Raw genomic sequence first — 18,115 nt, 5'->3', positions numbered from 1 at the left:
CCATCGAGCCCGACCACTACCGTTGAGGCATGGAAGCAGGCATCTTCTACGTCCTCGTCGGCTCGGTCGCCGTCGCCGCCTTCGCGCGGTGGCGTGGATGGCCTGCACCTCTGCTCGTGACGGTGGTCGCGCTCGCCGCGTCGTTCCTCCCGTTCGTGCCCGATCTCGACATCGACGGGCATGTGCTCCTGAGTCTCGTGCTGCCGCCGCTGCTGTACTCGGCCGCCCTCGATGTCTCCTTCGTCGGGTTCAAGCGCAGCCTGCCGCAGATCCGCCGTCTCGGGATCTGGCTCGTGCTGCTCACGGCCCTCGCTGTCGGGTTCGTCGCCTGGTGGATCCTGCCCTCGCTCACGCTTCCCGGCGCACTGCTGCTGGGCGCGATCGTCGCTCCTCCCGACGCGGTGTCCGCCGCGGCGATCGGTCGTCGGCTCGGACTGCCTCGACGCATCATGACCGTGTTGTCGGGCGAGAGTCTCATCAACGACGCGACCTCGCTCACCCTGTACCGGGTGTTCGCGGCGATCCTCGCCGGGGCGACGGTCTCGGTGTGGGGCGGTGTCTTGCAGTTCCTGCTGGCTGTCGGCGTCGGTGTCGCCGTCGGACTCGTCTTCGGGATCGTCCTGCACCAGCTGCGCATGCGCATCAGCGATCCGGTCGTCATCGGCACCTTCGGACTGCTCGCTCCGTTCGGTGCGTACGCGATCGCCGAGCATCTGCTCGGATCGGGAGTCCTCGCCGTCGTGGCGATGGGGCTCTACGTCGGTTACAACTCGCCGCGCACCGACTACACGACGCGCCAACAGGAGAAGCCGCTGTGGCTCTCGGCCGACCTGTTGCTGGAGAGCTTCGTGTTCGCCTACATCGGGCTGCAGTTCCCTCGCGTGCTCAGCGACCTCGGCAGCGAGTCCGTCGGACAGATCCTGCTGCTCTCCGGCGCGGTGCTGCTCGTGGTGATCATCGTGCGGCCCCTCTACATCTACCCGACCAGTGCGTGGTCGAACTTCCAGGACCGCAAGCGTCTCGAGCGCTGGGATCGCGGTGTGGAATCCGGGGAGTTCGAGAAACGTCACCGCAGGTCGCGTCGCTGGGGGAACTACACGGCGGACGAACTGCGCAGCCACATCGTCCGGGAGCAGATGGCGGGACTCACCCTCACGTGGAAGGACAGCGCCGTCATCTCCTGGGCGGGCATGCGCGGGGTGGTGACGCTGGCGATCGCGGTGGCGGCGGCCGACCTCGCGACCCTCGACACCGAGGCGTCGCACGCGATCGTCGTCGTCGCGTTCATCGTCACGGTGGGCACCCTGCTGCTGCAGGGGCTCACGCTGCCCATGCTGATCCGTGGTCTCGGCATCGAGCGCGACGCGGATGAGGCGGAGGACGAGGCGGCTCTTGCGGAAGTGCGGGAGAAGAGCCGCGAGGCCGGCAAGGCCTATCTCGCCGAGAAGCGCGTGGAGTGGGAGGCGAAGTACGGCGAGGTCGATCTGAGCGTGTTCGACGCGTTCACGAAGCGTATGACCCGGGTGGAGAAGGACACCGACGAGGCGCAGAAGGTCGAGGACGCCGTGACCCGGCCCTCCTATGACGACCTCGTCGCGCTGTCCAGAGGGTGGTTGCAGGTGCGCCGCGACATCCTCCTCGCCGAGCGCGACGCCGGCAATCTCGACGAAGAGGTGATGCGGGAGCTCATCGCCGCGATGGATGCCGAGGAGCTCGCGCTCGACACGCGCGGTGCCACCCGTCAACAGAGCCGCGCCTGACGATCCCTCCCGCTCCCCCCCTCCTCCCCTCCCCTCCCGCTCCCCATCCCCCCTCCTCACCTCCGCCGAGACCCATCGTCGTCGCCCCGACCCATCGTCTGAGACGTCTGCGACTGTGGGTCTCGACGACGCGCGTGGGTCTCGGCGGAGGAGAGACGGGGAGGGAGGAGGGGGAGAGGGAGAGAGGGGGAGAGAGGGAGAGAGGGGGAGGGGGTCAGCGTGCGCTGACCGGCTCCTTGTCGGCGGACGCGTCCGCCTCGGGAGCGTCGTCGTCGCCGGAGTCATCGGCGAAGGGGAGGCCCTCGCGCGGAGCGTTGTAGAGCTCCTCGTTCAGGATGCCCTCGCGCTTGGCGACGATGGTCGGGATCAGCGCCTGACCCGCGACGTTGACCGCGGTGCGGCCCATGTCGAGGATCGGGTCGATCGCGAGCAGCAGCCCGACGCCCTCGAGCGGCAGGCCGAGCGTCGACAGCGTCAGCGTGAGCATCACGACCGCGCCGGTGGTTCCGGCGGTGGCGGCGGAACCGACGACCGAGACGATCACGATCAGCAGGTACTGCACGAAGTTCAGCTCGATGCCGAAGAACTGTGCCACGAAGATCGCGGCGATGGCCGGGTAGATCGCGGCGCAGCCGTCCATCTTCGTGGTCGCGCCCAGCGGCACGGCGAACGAGGCGTAGGAGCGGGGCACTCCGAGGTTGCGCTCGGTCACGCGCTCGGTGAGGGGCAGCGTGCCGATCGAGGAACGGCTGACGAAGGCCAGCTGCACCGCGGGCCACACGCCGGAGAAGTACTGCTTGATCGACAGGCCGTGCGTCTTGACCAGGACGGGGTAGACGACGAACAGCACGAGCGCGAGGCCGATGTACACCGCGGCGGCGAACCAGCCGAGTGAGGCCAGCTTCTCCCAGCCGTACTTGATCACTGCAGAGCCGATGAGGCCGAACGTGCCGAGCGGGGCGATGCGGATGATCCACCACAGCACGCGCTGGATGACCTTGAGCAGCGACTCGGTGAACACGAGGAACGGCTCTGCCTTCTTGCCGGCCTTGAGCGCGGCGATGCCGACGACGGCCGCGACCACGATGACCTGCAGGATGTTGAAGCCGACGCTGGAGCTGAAGGTGCCTTCGACGGCACCGGGGTTGGTGCTGACCGTGAGCCCGAGGAAGTTCTGCGGGATGAGACCCAGCAGGAAGTTCCACCAGGTGCCGACCGTGTACGGGTCGCCGGTCTCGAGGCCCTCACCGGCGCGGTTGCCCGGCTGGATCACGAGGCCGAGGACGATGCCGATGATCACGGCGACGAACGCGGTGATCGCGAACCACAGGATCGTCTGCCCTGCCAGGCGTGCAGCGTTCTGCACGCGGCGCAGGTTCGAGATGCTGGCGACGATGGCCGTGAAGATCAGCGGGACGACGGCGGCGCGCAGCAGCGTCACGTACGAGCTGCCGATCGTGTCGAGGGTCGCCGACAGGCCGTTCGGGTTCTCGGCGGTGGCGCCGAGCTGGCGGCCGATCAGACCGGCGGCGACGCCGAGGACGAGGGCGGCGAGGATCTGGAAGCCGAACGACGTCAGCAGCTTCCGGACCGGTCCGCGGGTGTCTGGCGCCTTCTGGGCGCGTGCGGTGGTGCTCATGGGGTGGGGACTCCAGGATCGCGGCGCGCCGAGTGCGCGCCATGAGGCCCAACGCTATGACTCCCTGAGAATTCCCTGGGTGGATATGACGAAGGATGACGCTCCCGAGCTCAGCGGGGGAGTGAGTTCAGCGGGGGAGGGGGCTCAGCGGGGAGCGAGCACCAGCAGCTCGCCCACTTCGCAGTCGAGCGCTTCGCAGATCGCGCGAAGGGTGGAGTAGCGGATGGCGCGGGCGCGGTCGTTCTTCAGGACCGACAGGTTCACGATGCTCACCCCGACCGCGGCGCTCAGCTCGGTGAGGGTCATCCCGCGATCGGCGAGCAGCTCATCGAGTCGGCAGTGGATGCCGGTGAACTCGTCGTCGCTCTCTGCCGGGGTCACACCAGTCCCTCCGTTTCCTTCTCGAGCGCGAGCTTCTCGTTCTGCAGGCGGATGCCGCGGCGGAACGCGACGGCGATCAGGCCCACGGTCACGCCGGTCGCGAAGATCGGGGCGACGCTCCAGAACTCGATCGGATGCGCAGGCTCTCCCTCACCGAGGCCGAGTGCTGAGGTGACGCCGTTGCGGCCCATGGTCTCGAACATGACGATCAGGATCGGCGCCACGACTAGGGTCCAGCCGATCACATCGAACGCGCGGGCGTTGCCGCGCACGAAGAAACGTCCGCGCAGGAAGTTCCAGGCGACCAGCGTGACCGACCCGATCACCAGCAGGGCCGCGAGCGCCCACAGGGTGATGGCGGCGATGATCGCCCCGACCGACACCGCGTTCACACCGGTGGCGAAGACCATCGCATCCTGCGCTATCCCCTCGACGGAGATCGCGCCGGAGTCGGTGGTCGCCGAGATCGGCTGCTCGTCGATCGGGATCGACCACGCGATCCCGGAGTCGCGGAAGGTGCCGGCGACGCGAAGGATCGTGGCGAACGCCACTGCGACCAGACCCGCGGCGGCGTAGAGGATCACGGCGATCGCGTCCGCCGTCTCGGAGCGGGTGGGTGCGGTGGTGCCCGCGGTGGTGCCTGCGGTGGTCTTCATCAGACGAGTCCTTCCGTGTCGCGCTGCAGCCGCTGGCCGATCTCGAACGCGCCGGCGACGACCACGAGCGCGAAGCCCCACCCGAACGGGGCGAGGTCGATCGACATCTCGAACGCCGGAACGCCACCGGAGACGAGGTTCAGCTCGGAGGTGATCTCGCTGAACGCATTCGCGCGCACCGCCTGGCTCATCAGGCCGCCCGCCATGACGGCGAGCGCGGCGACGGCGATGCCCCAGGTCGCCGCGCTGCCGAAGGGGCGACCGATCAAGAGCCGGATGCACAGCCAGGCGACCGCGAGGCACAGCACGATCGGGCCCAGGACCGCGAGCGCATCGGCGATGGCGAGCAGGAGGCGGGGAGACAGGCTGAGGCCGGAGGCGGTGAGCGTGACGGTGTCGTACTGTGCATCGGAGATGTTCGAGGACGCCGCGAGCACTGCGGGCGCCTCGGCCGTGCTCAGCGGCATCGACGGGATGGTGACGGACTCGCCCGTCATCAGGACGGCGGTGCGGACGCCTGCGCCGATCAGATCGACGACCGCGATGGCTCCCGCGGCTCCGGCTATGACACCCAGCACGGTCTTCTCCACCAGGCTCGCCGCTCTGGTCGCGGTCGGTACATCGGTCATGGCGCCTCCTTCTCCGTGGCCCGGTTCGGACCCGTTGTTATCGACTTTCGTTAACATAACGACAGTCGATAACCCCGTCAACCTCCGGTATGCCCACGGCGAACACGGGCATACGTGCCGTTCGCGGTGGTTACTCTCGATGTACAGGCGCAGAGAACGCCATAGGTGTCAGCGCTTCGCCCCGTGCGAATAAGGAGTCACAGCATGTTCGAGAGATTCACGGACCGAGCCCGTCGAGTGGTCGTCCTCGCCCAAGAAGAGGCGAAGATGCTCAACCACAACTACATCGGAACCGAGCACATCCTGCTCGGTCTCATCCACGAGGGTGAAGGTGTCGCTGCCAAGGCGCTCGAGTCGCTCGGCATCTCCCTCGACGCCGTGCGCGAGCAGGTGCAGGACATCATCGGCCAGGGTCAGCAGCAGCCGACCGGCCACATCCCGTTCACCCCGCGCGCCAAGAAGGTTCTCGAGCTCAGCCTCCGCGAGGCCCTCCAGCTCGGCCACAACTACATCGGCACCGAGCACATCCTGCTCGGCCTCATCCGCGAGGGCGAGGGCGTCGCCGCCCAGGTGCTCGTCAAGCTCGGCGCCGACCTCAACAAGGTGCGCCAGCAGGTCATCCAGCTGCTCTCCGGCGCTCCCGGTCGCGAGCCGGCGTCCGTCGGTGCGCAGACCAACGACTCGCAGGCGGGCGCTCAGGGCGGCTCGGCCGTGCTCGACCAGTTCGGTCGCAACCTCACCCAGGCCGCACGCGACAACAAGCTCGACCCGGTGATCGGGCGCGAGAAGGAGGCGGAGCGGGTCATGCAGATCCTCTCCCGCCGTTCCAAGAACAACCCCGTCCTGATCGGCGAGCCGGGCGTCGGCAAGACCGCCGTCGTCGAGGGGCTGGCCCAGGCGATCGTCAAGGGCGATGTGCCCGAGACGCTGAAGGACAAGCAGCTCTACTCGCTCGACCTCGGCTCGCTCATCGCCGGTTCCCGCTACCGCGGTGACTTCGAGGAGCGTCTGAAGAAGGTCACCAAGGAGATCCGCACGCGCGGCGACATCATCGTCTTCATCGACGAGATCCACACCCTCGTGGGTGCGGGCGCCGCCGAGGGTGCGATCGACGCGGCCAGCATCCTGAAGCCTCTCCTCGCCCGCGGCGAGCTGCAGACGATCGGTGCCACCACGCTCGACGAGTACCGCAAGCACTTCGAGAAGGACGCCGCGCTCGAGCGCCGCTTCCAGCCGGTGCAGGTGAACGAGCCGACGCTGCCGCACGCGATCAACATCCTCAAGGGTCTGCGCGACCGCTACGAGGCGCACCACAAGGTGCAGATCACCGACGGCGCGATCGTGGCCGCGGCGAACCTCGCCGACCGCTACGTCTCGGACCGCTTCCTCCCGGACAAGGCCATCGACCTGATCGACGAGGCCGGCGCACGTCTGCGTCTGTCGATCCTGTCCAGCCCGCCCGAGCTGCGTGAGTTCGACGAGAAGATCGCCGCCGTGCGCGAGCAGAAGGAAGTCGCCTCCGAGGAGCAGGACTTCGAGAAGGCCGCCTCCCTGCGCGACGAGGAGAAGAGCCTCCTCGCGGAGCGTCTGCGCCTCGAGAAGCAGTGGCGTGCGGGCGACGTCGCGACCCAGGCGGTCGTCGACGAGGGCCTGATCGCCGAGGTGCTCGCCCAGGCGACGGGCATCCCCGTGTTCAAGCTGACCGAGGAGGAGTCCAGCCGACTCGTCTTCATGGAGAAGGCGCTGCACCAGCGCGTCATCGGTCAGGAGGAGGCCATCGCCGCCCTCTCCAAGACCATCCGTCGTCAGCGTGCCGGCCTCAAGGACCCGAAGCGTCCCTCCGGCTCGTTCATCTTCGCCGGCCCCACGGGTGTCGGAAAGACCGAGCTGGCCAAGGCTCTCGCCGAGTTCCTGTTCGACGACGAAGCTGCGCTGATCTCCCTCGACATGAGCGAGTTCGGTGAGAAGCACACCGTGTCGCGTCTGTTCGGTGCCCCTCCCGGATTCGTCGGATTCGAAGAGGGTGGCCAGCTCACCGAGAAGGTGCGGCGCAAGCCGTTCAGCGTGGTCCTCTTCGACGAGATCGAGAAGGCGCACCCGGACATCTTCAACTCGCTGCTTCAGATCCTGGAAGAGGGTCGTCTCACCGACGGTCAGGGTCGGATCGTGGACTTCAAGAACACGGTCATCATCATGACCACCAACCTCGGTGCGCGCGACATCGCCGGCGGACCCGTCGGCTTCCAGATCGAGGGCAACGACTCGACCAGCTACGACCGGATGAAGGGCAAGGTGAACGAAGAGCTCAAGCGGCACTTCAAGCCCGAGTTCCTCAACCGTGTCGACGACATCATCGTGTTCCCGCAGCTGTCGAAGGAAGAGCTGGTGCAGATCGTCGATCTGTTCACCAAGCGCCTCGGTGAGCGTCTGCTGGACCGCGACATGACGATCGAGCTGTCGCAGGCCGCCAAGGAGCGTCTGATCGAGATCGGCTTCGACCCGGCCCTGGGCGCCCGACCGCTGCGTCGCGCGATGCAGCACGAGGTCGAGGACCGTCTGTCGGAGAAGATCCTGCATGGTGAGCTCAACTCCGGAGACCACGTGAAGGTCGACGCGAAGGACGGGCAGTTCCTGTTCGAGCACGGCCCGCGCGATGGCGGTCCCGTCGCGGTCGGTGTGAACACCGGCGGCGGCGCGATCTCCGGCACCCCCGACCTGGCGGTCGCCAGCGGGGAGTGACCTCCCGGAACCACGAGAAGGGGCGGATGCTGCGGCATCCGCCCCTTCTTGCGTCCCCGCCTCTTGTGTCCCCGCCTCGTGTGTCCCCGCCTCGTGCGAAAACCCAGACCATGCCGCGGCGCCTCGGCGCGTCCAGGCCGGACACGCCTCGAGGGCATCGGATGGTCTGGGTTTTGGCATACCGACCCCGGCTGAGGGACATGCCCAGGGGTGGGTTCTAGGCTTGTGGTGTGAGCGAGTACATCGTCCGTCCGGCGCGCAGCGCCGACATCGTCGGCATCCGTGACCTGCTGCAGCCGCTCGTCGAACAGCGCATCCTGCTCGGCAAAGACCTGGCGGTGCTGTACGGCGCGGTGCAGGAGTTCGTCGTCGCAGAGGCTGATGGCGTGCTGATCGGATGCGGTGCGCTGCACGTGTTCTGGGAAGACCTCGGCGAGGTGCGCACTCTGCTCGTGCGCGACGACTGGCTGCACCACGGTGTCGGGCGCGCAATCGTCGACCGTCTGGAGGAGAACGCCAAGACGCTCGGCCTGACCCGCCTGTTCTGCCTCACGTTCGAGGTCGACTTCTTCGGGCGGCGCGGTTACACCCCGATCGGCGAGCAGGTGGTCGACTCGGACGTGTACTCGCAGCTGTTGCGCAGCGGTGACGCGGGTGTGGAGGAGTTCCTCGACCTCGCCCACGTCAAGCCGAACACGCTCGGCAACACGCGCATGCTCAAGGTGCTCTGACCACGCACGTTCGTCCGCGTGTGCCGTGGGGCCTCCCAGGCTGAGCGCGGCGGATCGCTTAGCCTGGAGTCATGCCCCGTCGCTCTGCCGCCGTCTACCGTCGTCGGCGACTGGTCGTCATCCTCGGTCTCATCCTGGCCGTCGCCGCGATCGGCATCGGCGCCTGGTTGCTGATCGCCCGCCCGTGGGCCTCGGCCGACACGTCATCGACGCCGACGTCCACCCCCTCCACGTCGCCGTCACCGTCCGCGGGCGCGACGACCGAGGGGCAGTCGCCCTCTCCCGATCCCTCCTCCGAGCAGACGCCGGCGATCGTCGCCTGCGAGGCGGCGGACATCGAGGTCGCCGCCGTGACCGACGCCGAGAGCTATGCGCCCGGCGTTCTGCCGAAGCTCTCGATCTCGCTGACCAACAAAGGCACGAAGGACTGCACGCTCGACGTCGGTTCCGCCACCCAGGCGTTCACGATCTCCAGCGGCTCGGACGAATGGTGGCGTTCGACCGACTGCCAGGAGAACCCGAGCAGCATGATCGCCACGCTCACGGCGGGTACCACGGTCACGAGCAAGGACCCCGTCACCTGGGATCGCACCCGGTCGAGTGTCGAGACCTGTGCCCAGGAGAATCGACAGCGAGCGCCTGGGGGCGGAGCCTCGTACCACGTCGAGGTATCCATCGGCGGTTTCACGAGCCCCTCGAGCGCGCAGATCCTGCTCTACTGAACGACGTCGCACCGACGACCGATCGCTGCGCAGCTCCGTCCCGCTGAGTTCGAAGCGATCTCAGTCGGCGCCTTCGAAATCCGTCGTCGCTCGACGGGTATCGCACGAAATGGAGCGATGTCGCCTGCCTTCGCCGCACGATGCTGACATCCCCCACTCTTTGGGATACCATAGAAGCGACTCTCCGCATCTGCGGCAACAAGCCATCCCCAGTGGCGTCGAACTACAGCGTCCCCAGCGCTTCGACATCGCCGCACGAGAGTCCGAGGGCCCTCTCGAGTACCCCAGTCCCCAATGTGGGACTCGAGAGGGCCCCAATCGTCTCCGCTGTCGGATCGGCACTCTGCGCCCGGCGCTCTGCATAAGCTGGATGCATGGCAGCGAAGAAGGCGAAGTCCGGAAAGAACAAGCCGGCACCCGAGGATTTCCGTTCGGACGCTCTGGCGCAGGCTCTGGAGAAGCAGGATGTCGCTGCGGTCGCGCTCGCCCTCCGGCACGGCACCACGATCGTCCCGCTCATCAAGCCCGGCGCGCGGGACAACCCTCTCGACAGCGGCGAGGTGTGGACGTATCGCGACCCGAACACCGGTGACCTCGCCCTGCTGCTCTTCAGCGACGCGAAGAACAAGCCTGCCAACCTGCCTCCAGGAGTGGGCATCTACAGCGCGGACTGGCTGCGGAAGTTCCTCGCGGCGCACCCGATCACGACGGTGTTCCTCGATATCGCCGGGCCGCACCCGATGCAGGCCGATCCCGCTGAGCTGCTCAAGGCGCTCGACGCCTGACACGCGACGTCAGACACACGGCGTCAGACCCTCCATGCCTGACCTTCGACGTCAAAACCGCGACGCGGAAGCGCGGGCGGTCAGAACGGGGGGATGTCGCGGTCGGATCGGCGTGAGGTGTTGCGCGCGCGCACATCGCTCAGCGCGGCTCGGAGCGTCTTCGAACGATCGTCGACCACCTGCTCATAGCCGAGGCGCGCGGCCTCGGAGCGTCGCTGGGCCGCCTGCGTGACCGGCCTGATCTCCCCGGCGAGGCTCAGCTCGCCCACCGCCGCGACCGTGCGCGGAACCGAGATCTGCTGGATGGAACCCGCCACGGCGATGGCGATCGCGAGGTCGGCCGCGGGTTCGGTGAAGCGCACACCGCCGACCGTGGACACGTAGACGTCGAGGCTGCCGGTCGCGATGCCGGCTCTCTTCTCGAGGATGGCCAGCACCATGGCGACCCGCGAGGAGTCGACGCCGTGCACGATGCGGCGCGGGTTCGGCGCGTTGCTCGGCACCGTGAGCGCCTGCACCTCGACGGGAAGGGCGCGTCGACCCTCGAGCGAGATCGCCACGCACGTGCCTGGCTCGGTCGCCCCCTGCGAGAGGAAGAGCCCTGAGGGGTCTGGCACCTCGGCGATGCCGTCGCCGGTCATCTCGAAGCAGCCCACCTCGTCGGTCGGACCGAAGCGGTTCTTGAGCGCGCGGACGAAGCGCAGCGAGGTCTGACGGTCGCCCTCGAAGTGACACACCACGTCGACGAGGTGCTCGAGCACACGGGGCCCGGCGACCTGACCGTCTTTTGTCACGTGGCCGACGATGATGATCGGCAGGTCGCGATCCTTGGCGATGCGGATCAGTGTGGCAGCCACCTCTCGCACCTGGCTGGGCTGCCCGGCGGCGCCGTCGATCAGGGACGACGAGACGGTCTGCACCGAGTCGACGATCACGAGCTGCGGCTTGACCTCGTCGATGTGGCCGAGGATGGTCGCCAGATCGGTCTCGCTCGCGAGATACAGCTCGTCGTGCAGCGCGCCAGTGCGCTCGGCACGCAGGCGCACCTGACCGGGGGATTCCTCGGCGCTCGCGTAGAGCACACGGCGTCCGCCGCGAGCCGCCTGCGCTGCCACCTCCAGCAGAAGCGTGGACTTGCCGACGCCGGGTTCACCGCTGAGCAGGATCGCCGCCCCCGGCACGATGCCGCCGCCGAGGACACGGTCGAACTCGCCGACGCCGCTCGAGCGACGAGGTGCATCCTGCGTCGTGATCTGCGTGATGGGCCGGGCGGCACGGTCGGCCGTCGGCGCGACCGGCCCCACCCGACGGAGGATGCCGGTCTGCGCTGCCTGCTCCTGCACCGTTCCCCACTGCTGGCACTCGCCGCAGCGTCCGACCCACTTGGCGGTGGTCCACCCGCATTCCGTGCACACGTACGCAGGAGGAGCGGGTTTCCGGGTGGCCATGCCCCCAGGCTATCGCCGGCATCAGACATCCCTATCGGCCAGGTGTTTATTCACGGCCCATCCTCTCGGCAAACTCGCAGTGTCGCGGGATACTGGGTTCATGGCCAACGGCGGGCCCGTCTGCGGGCCGATCTCGAGCTACTCCCGGGTGCAGATCCTGCACTTGCTCTTCGAAGCGGGAAGTTCGCAGACCCGGGGCGAGCTCTCCATCACCCAGCTGTGCGAAGCCACAGGGCTGCACCCCAACACGATCCGCGAGCACCTGCAGCGCCTGATCGAGGGCGGCTACGTGATCCCGACGATCGAGCACCGCACGACGCGGGGCCGACCGCGCACGCTGTACAGCGCGGCGACCGGAGCGCCAGGGGCCTCCAGTCCCGTTGCCCGAGACAAGGCGAAGGCGGCCGCCCGCCGTGGCGACCTGATGCGGAGCATGCTCCCCGACGCGGCGTCCGGACTCGGTCGCGAAGCCACCTATCAGCTCGATGCGCTCGTCGAGCACCTGGAGGAGAGCGGCTTCGAGCCCGTGCTCGACGACCGCAGTCTCACGGTCGACCTCAGCCCGTGCCCGCACGCCGCCGGACGGTCGGAAGACCGCCCGATGCTGTGCCGCGTGCACCTGGAACTCATGCAAGGCGTCCTGAACGAGGCAGGCGGACCACTCGAAGCCGAGTGCGTGCGCGACGCTGTCCTCCCGTCGGACTGCACCGTGCAGCTGCGCGACACCACCGCGCCGCTGGTCGAGGGAACGCTGCGTCACAGCACGAAGCAGCGGCACCACAGAACAGGAGTCGTGCATGGAATGGCTTGATCCGCTCGCTCTGGCCCGATGGCAATTCGGCCTGACGACCGTCTACCACTACCTCTTCGTGCCGCTCACGATCGGCATGGCGCTGGTCGCGGCGATCTTCCAGACCGCGTGGGTGCGCACCGGCAAGGTGCAGTACCTGCACCTGACCCGCTTCTTCGGGAAGATCTTCCTGATCAACTTCGCCATGGGCGTCGTCACCGGCATCGTGCAGGAGTTCCAGTTCGGCATGAACTGGTCCGACTACTCCCGCTTCGTCGGTGACGTGTTCGGCGCCCCGCTCGCCTTCGAGGGCCTGCTGGCCTTCTTCTTCGAGGCGACCTTCATCGGCCTCTGGATCTTCGGCTGGGACAAGCTCCCGCAGAAGCTGCACCTCGCCACGATCTGGTGCGTCTCGATCGGCAGCATCCTGTCGGCGTACTTCATCATCGCCGCCAACGCCTTCATGCAGAACCCCGTCGGGTACACGTTCAACGAGGCGACCAACCGCGCCGAGCTGACCGACTTCTGGGCGCTGCTGACCAACCCCGTCGCGCTCGCCGCGTTCCCGCACACGATCTTCGGTGCGTTCATGTTCGCCGCCGGTGTCGTGATCTCGGTCTCGGCCTGGCACCTCTCGCGCGGCCAGCACTTCGACACCATGCGCATCTCGCTCAAGTTCGGGCTGTGGGCCATGATCGTCTCGACCGCGGGCGTCGTGCTCACGGGCGACCAGCTGGGCCTCGCGATGTACGCTGCGCAGCCCATGAAGATGGCGGCGGCCGAGGCCACGTTCAACACGGTCTGCGGTCCCGATGCCTCGTTCAGCATCTTCACGCTCGGCACCCCGGACGGCAGCTCCGAGCTGTTCTCCATCCGCGTGCCGTATCTGCTGTCGCTGCTGTCGACACACACCCTCGACGCGTGTGTGCACGGCATCAACGATCTGAACGCCGAGTACGCGCAGACCTACGCCGCCACCGGTCTGACCGACTTCGCCCCGGTGCTGTGGATCACGTACTGGGCCTTCCGCTGGATGATCGGCCTGGGCATCGCCGCGGCGCTCGTCGCCGTCGCTGGCCTGTGGGTCACCCGCAAGGGCGCCAAGAAGCCGGTCGCACCGTGGATGTGGAAGGTCGCCATCTGGTCGTTCCCGCTCGCGCTGGCCGCCAACATCATGGGCTGGGTCTTCACCGAGATGGGCAGACAGCCCTGGATCGTGTTCGGGCTGATGACGACGCAGGACGGTGTCTCGCCGGGCGTCAGCGGGCTCGAGGTGCTGATATCGCTCATCGCGTTCACCGCGATCTATGCGGCGCTCGCCGTCGTGGAGATCCGCCTCATCATCCGGGCCGCCCAGAAGGGGCCCGACACCGAAGAGAAGCCGCATGACGAGACGGCCCAGCTGCCGTCGGTCGTCTACTGAGAGGGAGGAGCATCATGGATCTCGCAACACTCTGGTTCTTCATCGTCGCCTTCTTCTTCGTCGGCTACTTCGTCCTGGACGGCTTCGATTTCGGAGTCGGCATGTCCCTGCCGTTCCTCGGCAAGAACGACGTCTCGCGCCGACAGGTCATCAACACGATCGGCCCGGTCTGGGATCTCAACGAGACCTGGGTCATCGTGGCCGGCGCCGTGCTGTTCGCGTCGTTCCCCGAGTGGTACGCCACGCTGTTCAGCGGCTTCTACCTGCCGCTGCTGCTGATCCTGCTCGCGCTGATCCTGCGCGGTGTCTCGTTCGAGTACCGGCACCAGCGCGACAGCGCGAAGTGGAAGGCCGGCTTCGACCGGATGATCGTGATCGGCTCGGTCGTTCCCGCGCTGCTGTGGGGTGTGGCGTTCGGCAACATCGTGCAGGGCGTCGCGATCGACGAGAACCACATCTTCGTCGGCGGCTTCTTCTCCCTGCTGAACCCCTACGCACTGCTGGTGGGCGTCACCACGCTGCTGCTCTTCTTCCTGCACGGGGTGCTGTTCGTGGCACTCAAGACCGATGGTCAGGTGCATGAGGATGCGCAGAAGCTCGCGAAGAAGGCCGCCATCCCGACGATCCTCGTCGCAGCCGCGACGGTGATCTGGACGGTCGCGATCGCGATGGGCCGCGAGGCTCCGCTGCTCTGGCTGGTCATCGCAGCCGGTGCGCTCGCGGCGGTCAGCCTGATCGCGGCGGTCGGCTTCTCGCTCGTCCGTCGCGACGGGTGGGCGTTCTTCGCCGGCATGCTCACGGTCATGTTCGCCGTGGTCATGCTGTTCTCCGCCCTGTTCCCGTACGTGATGCCGTCGACGATCGACCCGGCCTACAGCCTCACGATCGCCAACGCCTCGAGCACCCCGTACACGCTGCAGATCATGAGCTGGACGGCCCTGATCGCGATGCCGCTCGTGCTCGCGTACCAGGCGTGGACCTACTGGGTGTTCCGCAAGCGCGTCACCCGGAAATCCATCGAGGGGGCTCCGGCGCACGCGTGAAACCCGTCGATCCGAGACTGCTGCGATACGCGGGTGCCGCGAGGGGTTTCCTCGCGGCATCCGCGTTGATCGGCGTCGTCCAGACGGCGGTCACGATCGCCTTCGCGTGGCTGCTGACCGACGCGATCACGGGGGCGCTCGCGGGGCGTGACGTCACCTCGTCGCTGCTCTGGCTGCTGCTCACGGCTCTGCTGCGCGGCCTGCTCATCGCGGCCTCGGATGCCGCGGGCACACGGGCCGCCGCCAAGACGGGGATGCAGCTGCGCACGGCGCTCGTGGCTGCGGTCGGGAGGCTCGGGCCAGGGTGGCTCGCGCAGCGCAATCAGACGGCGCTCGCGGTCACGGCCGGTCACGGGCTCGAAGCTCTCGACGCCTACTTCGCCCGGTACATCCCGCAGCTCGTGCTGACCGTGATCGCGACGCCGGTGCTCGTCGCGGTCATGTGGTGGCAGGACTGGCCGAGCGGACTCACCGCAGTGATCACGCTGCCGCTGATCCCGTTGTTCCTCATCCTGATCGGCATGGCGACCCGCACCGTGCAGACCCGGCAGTGGCAGACGCTGCAGCGCCTCGCGGCACGCTTCGCCGACACGGTGCAGGGGCTGTCGACGCTGCGACTGTTCGGACGCGACCGGCGTGCGGCCGACCGCATCGAGGTCACCGCCGACGAGTACCGCCGCGAGACCATGAAGGTGCTGCGGTTCTCGTTCCTGTCCGGCTTCGCGATGGAGCTGCTGGCCTCGATCGCGGTGGCCCTGATCGCGGTGTCGGTCGGCTTCCGGCTGCTGTCGGGCGATCTGACCCTCGAGGTGGGGCTGTTCGTGCTGCTGCTCGCTCCCGAGGCGTTCTTGCCCATCCGGCAGGTGGGGGTGCAGTTCCACGCGGCGGCCGAGGGGGTCGCGGCGACGGAGGACGTGTTCGAGGTGCTCGATGCGGCGGGGGAGCGCGCGCGGATGCAGGAGCTTTCGACGGATGTCGGAGGAATCGCCGCCGAAACCCCCGGCATCCGTGAATCGGTCATGCATGTGGACACCACCGTGGAACCGGCGAACGGCGGAAACCTCGTGGTCGAGGGTCTGCGGGTTCGCGACCTGCCGCCCGTGTCGTTCGCAGCCGGGCCGGGGACCATCACCGTCATCGAGGGGCCGAGCGGGTCGGGGAAGTCGTCGCTGCTGGCGGCACTCCGAGGCGCGGTCGAGTTCGAGGGGACGGCGTTCTACGGCGGCGCGGACGTGCGGGGGATCGCGCCGTCGGTGTGGCTCGCCTGGGCCGGACAGGCACCTGGACTGACGCGCGGGACCGTGGCGGCGAACGTCACCCTCGGTGATCCTGTGCCGGACGCAGGTCGGGTGCGCGCTGCGCTCGACGACGCCTGCGCCGAGGGGATCGACCCCGCGCTGGAGCTCGGCGTGCAGGGGGCGGGACTGTCGGGCGGGCAGGCGCAGCGGGTGGCCGTCGCCCGCGCCCTGTATCGCCAGGCAACGGCGTCCGGACGGGTGCTCGCACTCGATGAGCCGTCGAGTGCGCTCGACCCCGAGACCGAGGACCGGCTGTGGCGATCGTTGCGCGAGAAGGCGGATGCCGGGGCGACGATCCTCCTCGTCTCCCACCGTCGGACCGCGCGCGAGATCGCGGATCAGATCGTGGCGCTGGGGGTGAACGCATGACTGCACCCCGCACAACCGATGCCGCGCATTCCCGCGGTCACCGGGTCGGCGCCATCCTGCGACTCGCGCAGCCGCCACTCGGCCGCTTCGTACCGGGACTGATCTGGGGTCTGCTCTCGGCCGCCGCCGCCGTGAGTCTGCTCGCGGTCAGCGGGTGGCTGATCGTGAGCGCCTCGATCGTCGATTCGCTGGTGCCGCTGTCGATCGCCGTCGTCGGTGTGCGCTTCTTCGCCGTCTCGCGCGCGGTCACCCGCTATCTGGAGCGCCTGAGCGGACACGATGCCGCGCTGCGTCAGCTCGCCTCGACTCGTGCCGACATGGTGCGCCGGCTGATCCCTCTGTCGCCGGCGGGACTCGGCTCGACGGACCGCGGGCAGGTGCTCGCAGCTCTCGTGGACGACGTCGAGAACCTGCAGAACCTGCCGCTGCGAGTGGTGCAGCCGCTCGGTGTGGCGGCGCTCGTCGCGGTCGGAGCGGTGGGCTTCCTCGCGTTCGTCTCGCCCCCGGCCGCCCTCGCTCTCGCGGTCTGCCTCCTGGCCGCCGCGGCTGCAGCGATCGGACTCGGTTGGGCGTTCGGCTCGCACGCCGAAGCACGGGTCTCGGAGCGTCGGGCAGAGCTCTCCGCAGCTCTCGTCGACTACCTCGGGAGCCTCGACGTGCTCATCGCCTACGGGGCGGAGCAACAGGCGCGGGCGCGGATCACCGCCGCCGATGCGGCTCTGCGACGCGTGGTCGACCGTGCCTCCCTCGCTCAGGCCGTCGCGGCGGGTGTCGTGTCCGCCGTGGCCGGGGCGGCATCGGTCTGGGCGCTCGCCGTGGCGGCTCCGGGCCTTGCGGACGGCTCGATCGACGGTCCGTGGCTGGCCGTGGCGGTGCTCGTGCCGATGGTGGTCTTCGAGGTGTTCGGAGCGGTGCCGATCGCTGCGGCGTCCTGGCGGAGCGTACGCGCGAGCGCCGGGCGCATCGTCGACGTGCTCCCGGAGCGGATGCCGGAGGAGTTGCGTTCCGACGAGGGGGATGACGTGGAGTTCGCGCGCACTCCCGAGCTGCATCTGCGCGGCGTCAGGGCGACCTGGCCCGGCGGCACGCCCGCGCTGAAGGGAGTCGACCTCGACCTCCGCGCCGGTGAGCGCGTGCTGGTCGCGGGACCGAGTGGGGCGGGCAAGAGCTCGCTCGCGGCGACCCTGGTCGGCTTCCTGCGCGTGGAGGGCGAGTATCTGGTGGGTGGTCGCGACGCCGCAGAGCTCTCGGGCCCGGCGCTGCGACGCGTGATCGGACTGTGCGAGCAGAGTCCTCGGCTGTTCGACGAGGACATCCGCCAGAATCTGCTCTTTGCGCGCGACTCCGCCTCGGACGAGGAACTGCTGGCGATGCTCGACCGGGTCGGGCTCCGTGACTGGGTGCGGGAGCGCGGGGGCCTCGATGCGAGGGTGGGTGACCGCGGCGCGCTGGTGTCCGGCGGTCAGGCGCAGCGGATCTCGCTCGCCAGGGCGCTGCTGCGCGGCTTCCCCGTGCTGGTGCTCGACGAGCCGACGGCGGGCGTCGATCCTGAGGCATCGGATGCCCTGCTGCGCGATCTGCTGCTGGCCGCGGGGGAGCAGTCGGTGCTGCTGATCTCGCACGTGGCGCCGCCAGCGGGGACGGTCGACCGCGTGGTGCGGATCCACGACGGCCGCACGGTCTGACACCGTTGGCTCCGTGC

Annotated in this window: 15 protein-coding genes; 10 read left to right on the top strand and 5 right to left on the bottom strand. The window is 68.4% G+C overall.

Features of this window, described 5'->3' with window-relative positions; genetic code table 11:
• The first annotated feature begins 29 nt into the window (after positions 1 to 29).
• Positions 30 to 1,760 carry a sodium:proton antiporter gene (locus tag ABRP18_RS15395; RefSeq protein WP_349884967.1) on the top strand — a complete coding sequence of 577 codons (1,731 nt, stop codon included), beginning with the start codon at positions 30 to 32 and terminating at the stop codon, positions 1,758 to 1,760.
• 214 nt (positions 1,761 to 1,974) lie between these two features.
• Here the strand turns inward: ABRP18_RS15395 and ABRP18_RS15390 are convergent, their stop codons facing one another.
• The 4 genes from ABRP18_RS15390 to ABRP18_RS15375 form a co-directional block, all read right to left on the bottom strand.
• Positions 1,975 to 3,399 carry a dicarboxylate/amino acid:cation symporter gene (locus tag ABRP18_RS15390; RefSeq protein WP_174799748.1) on the bottom strand — a complete coding sequence of 475 codons (1,425 nt, stop codon included), beginning with the start codon at positions 3,397 to 3,399 and terminating at the stop codon, positions 1,975 to 1,977.
• 144 nt (positions 3,400 to 3,543) lie between these two features.
• Positions 3,544 to 3,780 (bottom strand): helix-turn-helix transcriptional regulator, encoded by a 237-nt coding sequence (locus ABRP18_RS15385; RefSeq protein WP_046747597.1) that lies wholly within the window; start codon positions 3,778 to 3,780, stop codon positions 3,544 to 3,546.
• Positions 3,777 to 4,436 carry a hypothetical protein gene (locus ABRP18_RS15380; protein ID WP_349884966.1) on the bottom strand — a complete coding sequence of 220 codons (660 nt, stop codon included), beginning with the start codon at positions 4,434 to 4,436 and terminating at the stop codon, positions 3,777 to 3,779. The genes ABRP18_RS15385 and ABRP18_RS15380 overlap by 4 nt, the downstream gene beginning before the upstream one ends.
• A complete protein-coding gene (locus ABRP18_RS15375; RefSeq protein WP_058630740.1) occupies positions 4,436 to 5,065 on the bottom strand; it encodes a hypothetical protein in 630 nt (209 codons plus the stop codon). The genes ABRP18_RS15380 and ABRP18_RS15375 overlap by 1 nt, the downstream gene beginning before the upstream one ends.
• Positions 5,066 to 5,269: 204 nt before the next feature.
• On the opposite strand from ABRP18_RS15375, the gene ABRP18_RS15370 reads away from it, so the two are divergent.
• From ABRP18_RS15370 to ABRP18_RS15355, 4 genes are all read left to right on the top strand, one after another.
• The gene (locus ABRP18_RS15370) at positions 5,270 to 7,804 is read left to right on the top strand and encodes an ATP-dependent Clp protease ATP-binding subunit (RefSeq protein ID WP_046747599.1); all 2,535 of its coding nucleotides are present in this window, start codon (positions 5,270 to 5,272) and stop codon (positions 7,802 to 7,804) included.
• 230 nt (positions 7,805 to 8,034) lie between these two features.
• A complete protein-coding gene (locus tag ABRP18_RS15365; RefSeq protein WP_046747600.1) occupies positions 8,035 to 8,535 on the top strand; it encodes an amino-acid N-acetyltransferase in 501 nt (166 codons plus the stop codon).
• Positions 8,536 to 8,606: 71 nt separating this feature from the next.
• Positions 8,607 to 9,257, top strand: a complete 651-nt coding sequence (locus ABRP18_RS15360) for a hypothetical protein (protein WP_046747601.1) — start codon at positions 8,607 to 8,609, stop codon at positions 9,255 to 9,257.
• Positions 9,258 to 9,631: 374 nt separating this feature from the next.
• Positions 9,632 to 10,042, top strand: a complete 411-nt coding sequence (locus ABRP18_RS15355) for a hypothetical protein (RefSeq protein WP_046747602.1) — start codon at positions 9,632 to 9,634, stop codon at positions 10,040 to 10,042.
• Positions 10,043 to 10,122: 80 nt separating this feature from the next.
• Here ABRP18_RS15355 and radA read toward each other — a convergent pair whose 3' ends face one another.
• Positions 10,123 to 11,490: a DNA repair protein RadA gene (gene radA / locus ABRP18_RS15350; protein WP_058630739.1), complete on the bottom strand. Its 1,368-nt coding sequence runs from the start codon at positions 11,488 to 11,490 to the stop codon at positions 10,123 to 10,125.
• Between the two features lie 100 nt (positions 11,491 to 11,590).
• Here radA and ABRP18_RS15345 point away from each other — a divergent pair, with 100 nt between their 5' ends.
• From ABRP18_RS15345 to cydC, 5 genes are read left to right on the top strand one after another with little or no spacing between them, the layout of a single operon-like run.
• Positions 11,591 to 12,301: a metalloregulator ArsR/SmtB family transcription factor gene (locus ABRP18_RS15345; protein WP_029259881.1), complete on the top strand. Its 711-nt coding sequence runs from the start codon at positions 11,591 to 11,593 to the stop codon at positions 12,299 to 12,301.
• Complete coding sequence (locus tag ABRP18_RS15340) at positions 12,288 to 13,703, top strand: cytochrome ubiquinol oxidase subunit I (protein WP_029259882.1); 1,416 nt, start codon at positions 12,288 to 12,290, stop codon at positions 13,701 to 13,703. Before ABRP18_RS15345 ends, ABRP18_RS15340 begins: the two co-directional genes overlap by 14 nt.
• Positions 13,704 to 13,717: 14 nt before the next feature.
• Positions 13,718 to 14,746, top strand: coding sequence for a cytochrome d ubiquinol oxidase subunit II (gene cydB / locus ABRP18_RS15335; protein ID WP_029259883.1), 1,029 nt, complete (start codon positions 13,718 to 13,720; stop codon positions 14,744 to 14,746).
• Positions 14,743 to 16,413, top strand: coding sequence for a thiol reductant ABC exporter subunit CydD (gene cydD / locus ABRP18_RS15330; RefSeq protein WP_349884965.1), 1,671 nt, complete (start codon positions 14,743 to 14,745; stop codon positions 16,411 to 16,413). The genes cydB and cydD overlap by 4 nt, the downstream gene beginning before the upstream one ends.
• Positions 16,410 to 18,098 (top strand): thiol reductant ABC exporter subunit CydC, encoded by a 1,689-nt coding sequence (cydC, locus tag ABRP18_RS15325; RefSeq protein ID WP_349884964.1) that lies wholly within the window; start codon positions 16,410 to 16,412, stop codon positions 18,096 to 18,098. Before cydD ends, cydC begins: the two co-directional genes overlap by 4 nt.
• The last annotated feature ends 17 nt before the right edge of the window (positions 18,099 to 18,115 follow it).

This window comes from Microbacterium sp. WHRI 7836 (assembly GCF_040223885.2).
GTDB lineage: Bacteria > Actinomycetota > Actinomycetes > Actinomycetales > Microbacteriaceae > Microbacterium > Microbacterium oxydans.
The sequence above is the reverse complement of the archived record's forward strand: the minus strand, read 5'-3'. Positions and strand labels throughout refer to the sequence as shown.

Coding starts and splice junctions, on each gene's coding strand:
- ABRP18_RS15380 (WP_349884966.1), bottom strand. CDS start 4,436: ATGAAGACCACCGCAGGCACCACCGCGGGCACCACCGCACCCACCCGC.
- ABRP18_RS15375 (WP_058630740.1), bottom strand. CDS start 5,065: ATGACCGATGTACCGACCGCGACCAGAGCGGCGAGCCTGGTGGAGAAG.
- cydB (WP_029259883.1), top strand. CDS start 13,718: ATGGATCTCGCAACACTCTGGTTCTTCATCGTCGCCTTCTTCTTCGTC.
- ABRP18_RS15355 (WP_046747602.1), top strand. CDS start 9,632: ATGGCAGCGAAGAAGGCGAAGTCCGGAAAGAACAAGCCGGCACCCGAG.
- ABRP18_RS15340 (WP_029259882.1), top strand. CDS start 12,288: ATGGAATGGCTTGATCCGCTCGCTCTGGCCCGATGGCAATTCGGCCTG.
- cydC (WP_349884964.1), top strand. CDS start 16,410: ATGACTGCACCCCGCACAACCGATGCCGCGCATTCCCGCGGTCACCGG.
- ABRP18_RS15360 (WP_046747601.1), top strand. CDS start 8,607: ATGCCCCGTCGCTCTGCCGCCGTCTACCGTCGTCGGCGACTGGTCGTC.
- ABRP18_RS15390 (WP_174799748.1), bottom strand. CDS start 3,399: ATGAGCACCACCGCACGCGCCCAGAAGGCGCCAGACACCCGCGGACCG.
- ABRP18_RS15345 (WP_029259881.1), top strand. CDS start 11,591: ATGGCCAACGGCGGGCCCGTCTGCGGGCCGATCTCGAGCTACTCCCGG.
- ABRP18_RS15370 (WP_046747599.1), top strand. CDS start 5,270: ATGTTCGAGAGATTCACGGACCGAGCCCGTCGAGTGGTCGTCCTCGCC.
- ABRP18_RS15395 (WP_349884967.1), top strand. CDS start 30: ATGGAAGCAGGCATCTTCTACGTCCTCGTCGGCTCGGTCGCCGTCGCC.
- radA (WP_058630739.1), bottom strand. CDS start 11,490: ATGGCCACCCGGAAACCCGCTCCTCCTGCGTACGTGTGCACGGAATGC.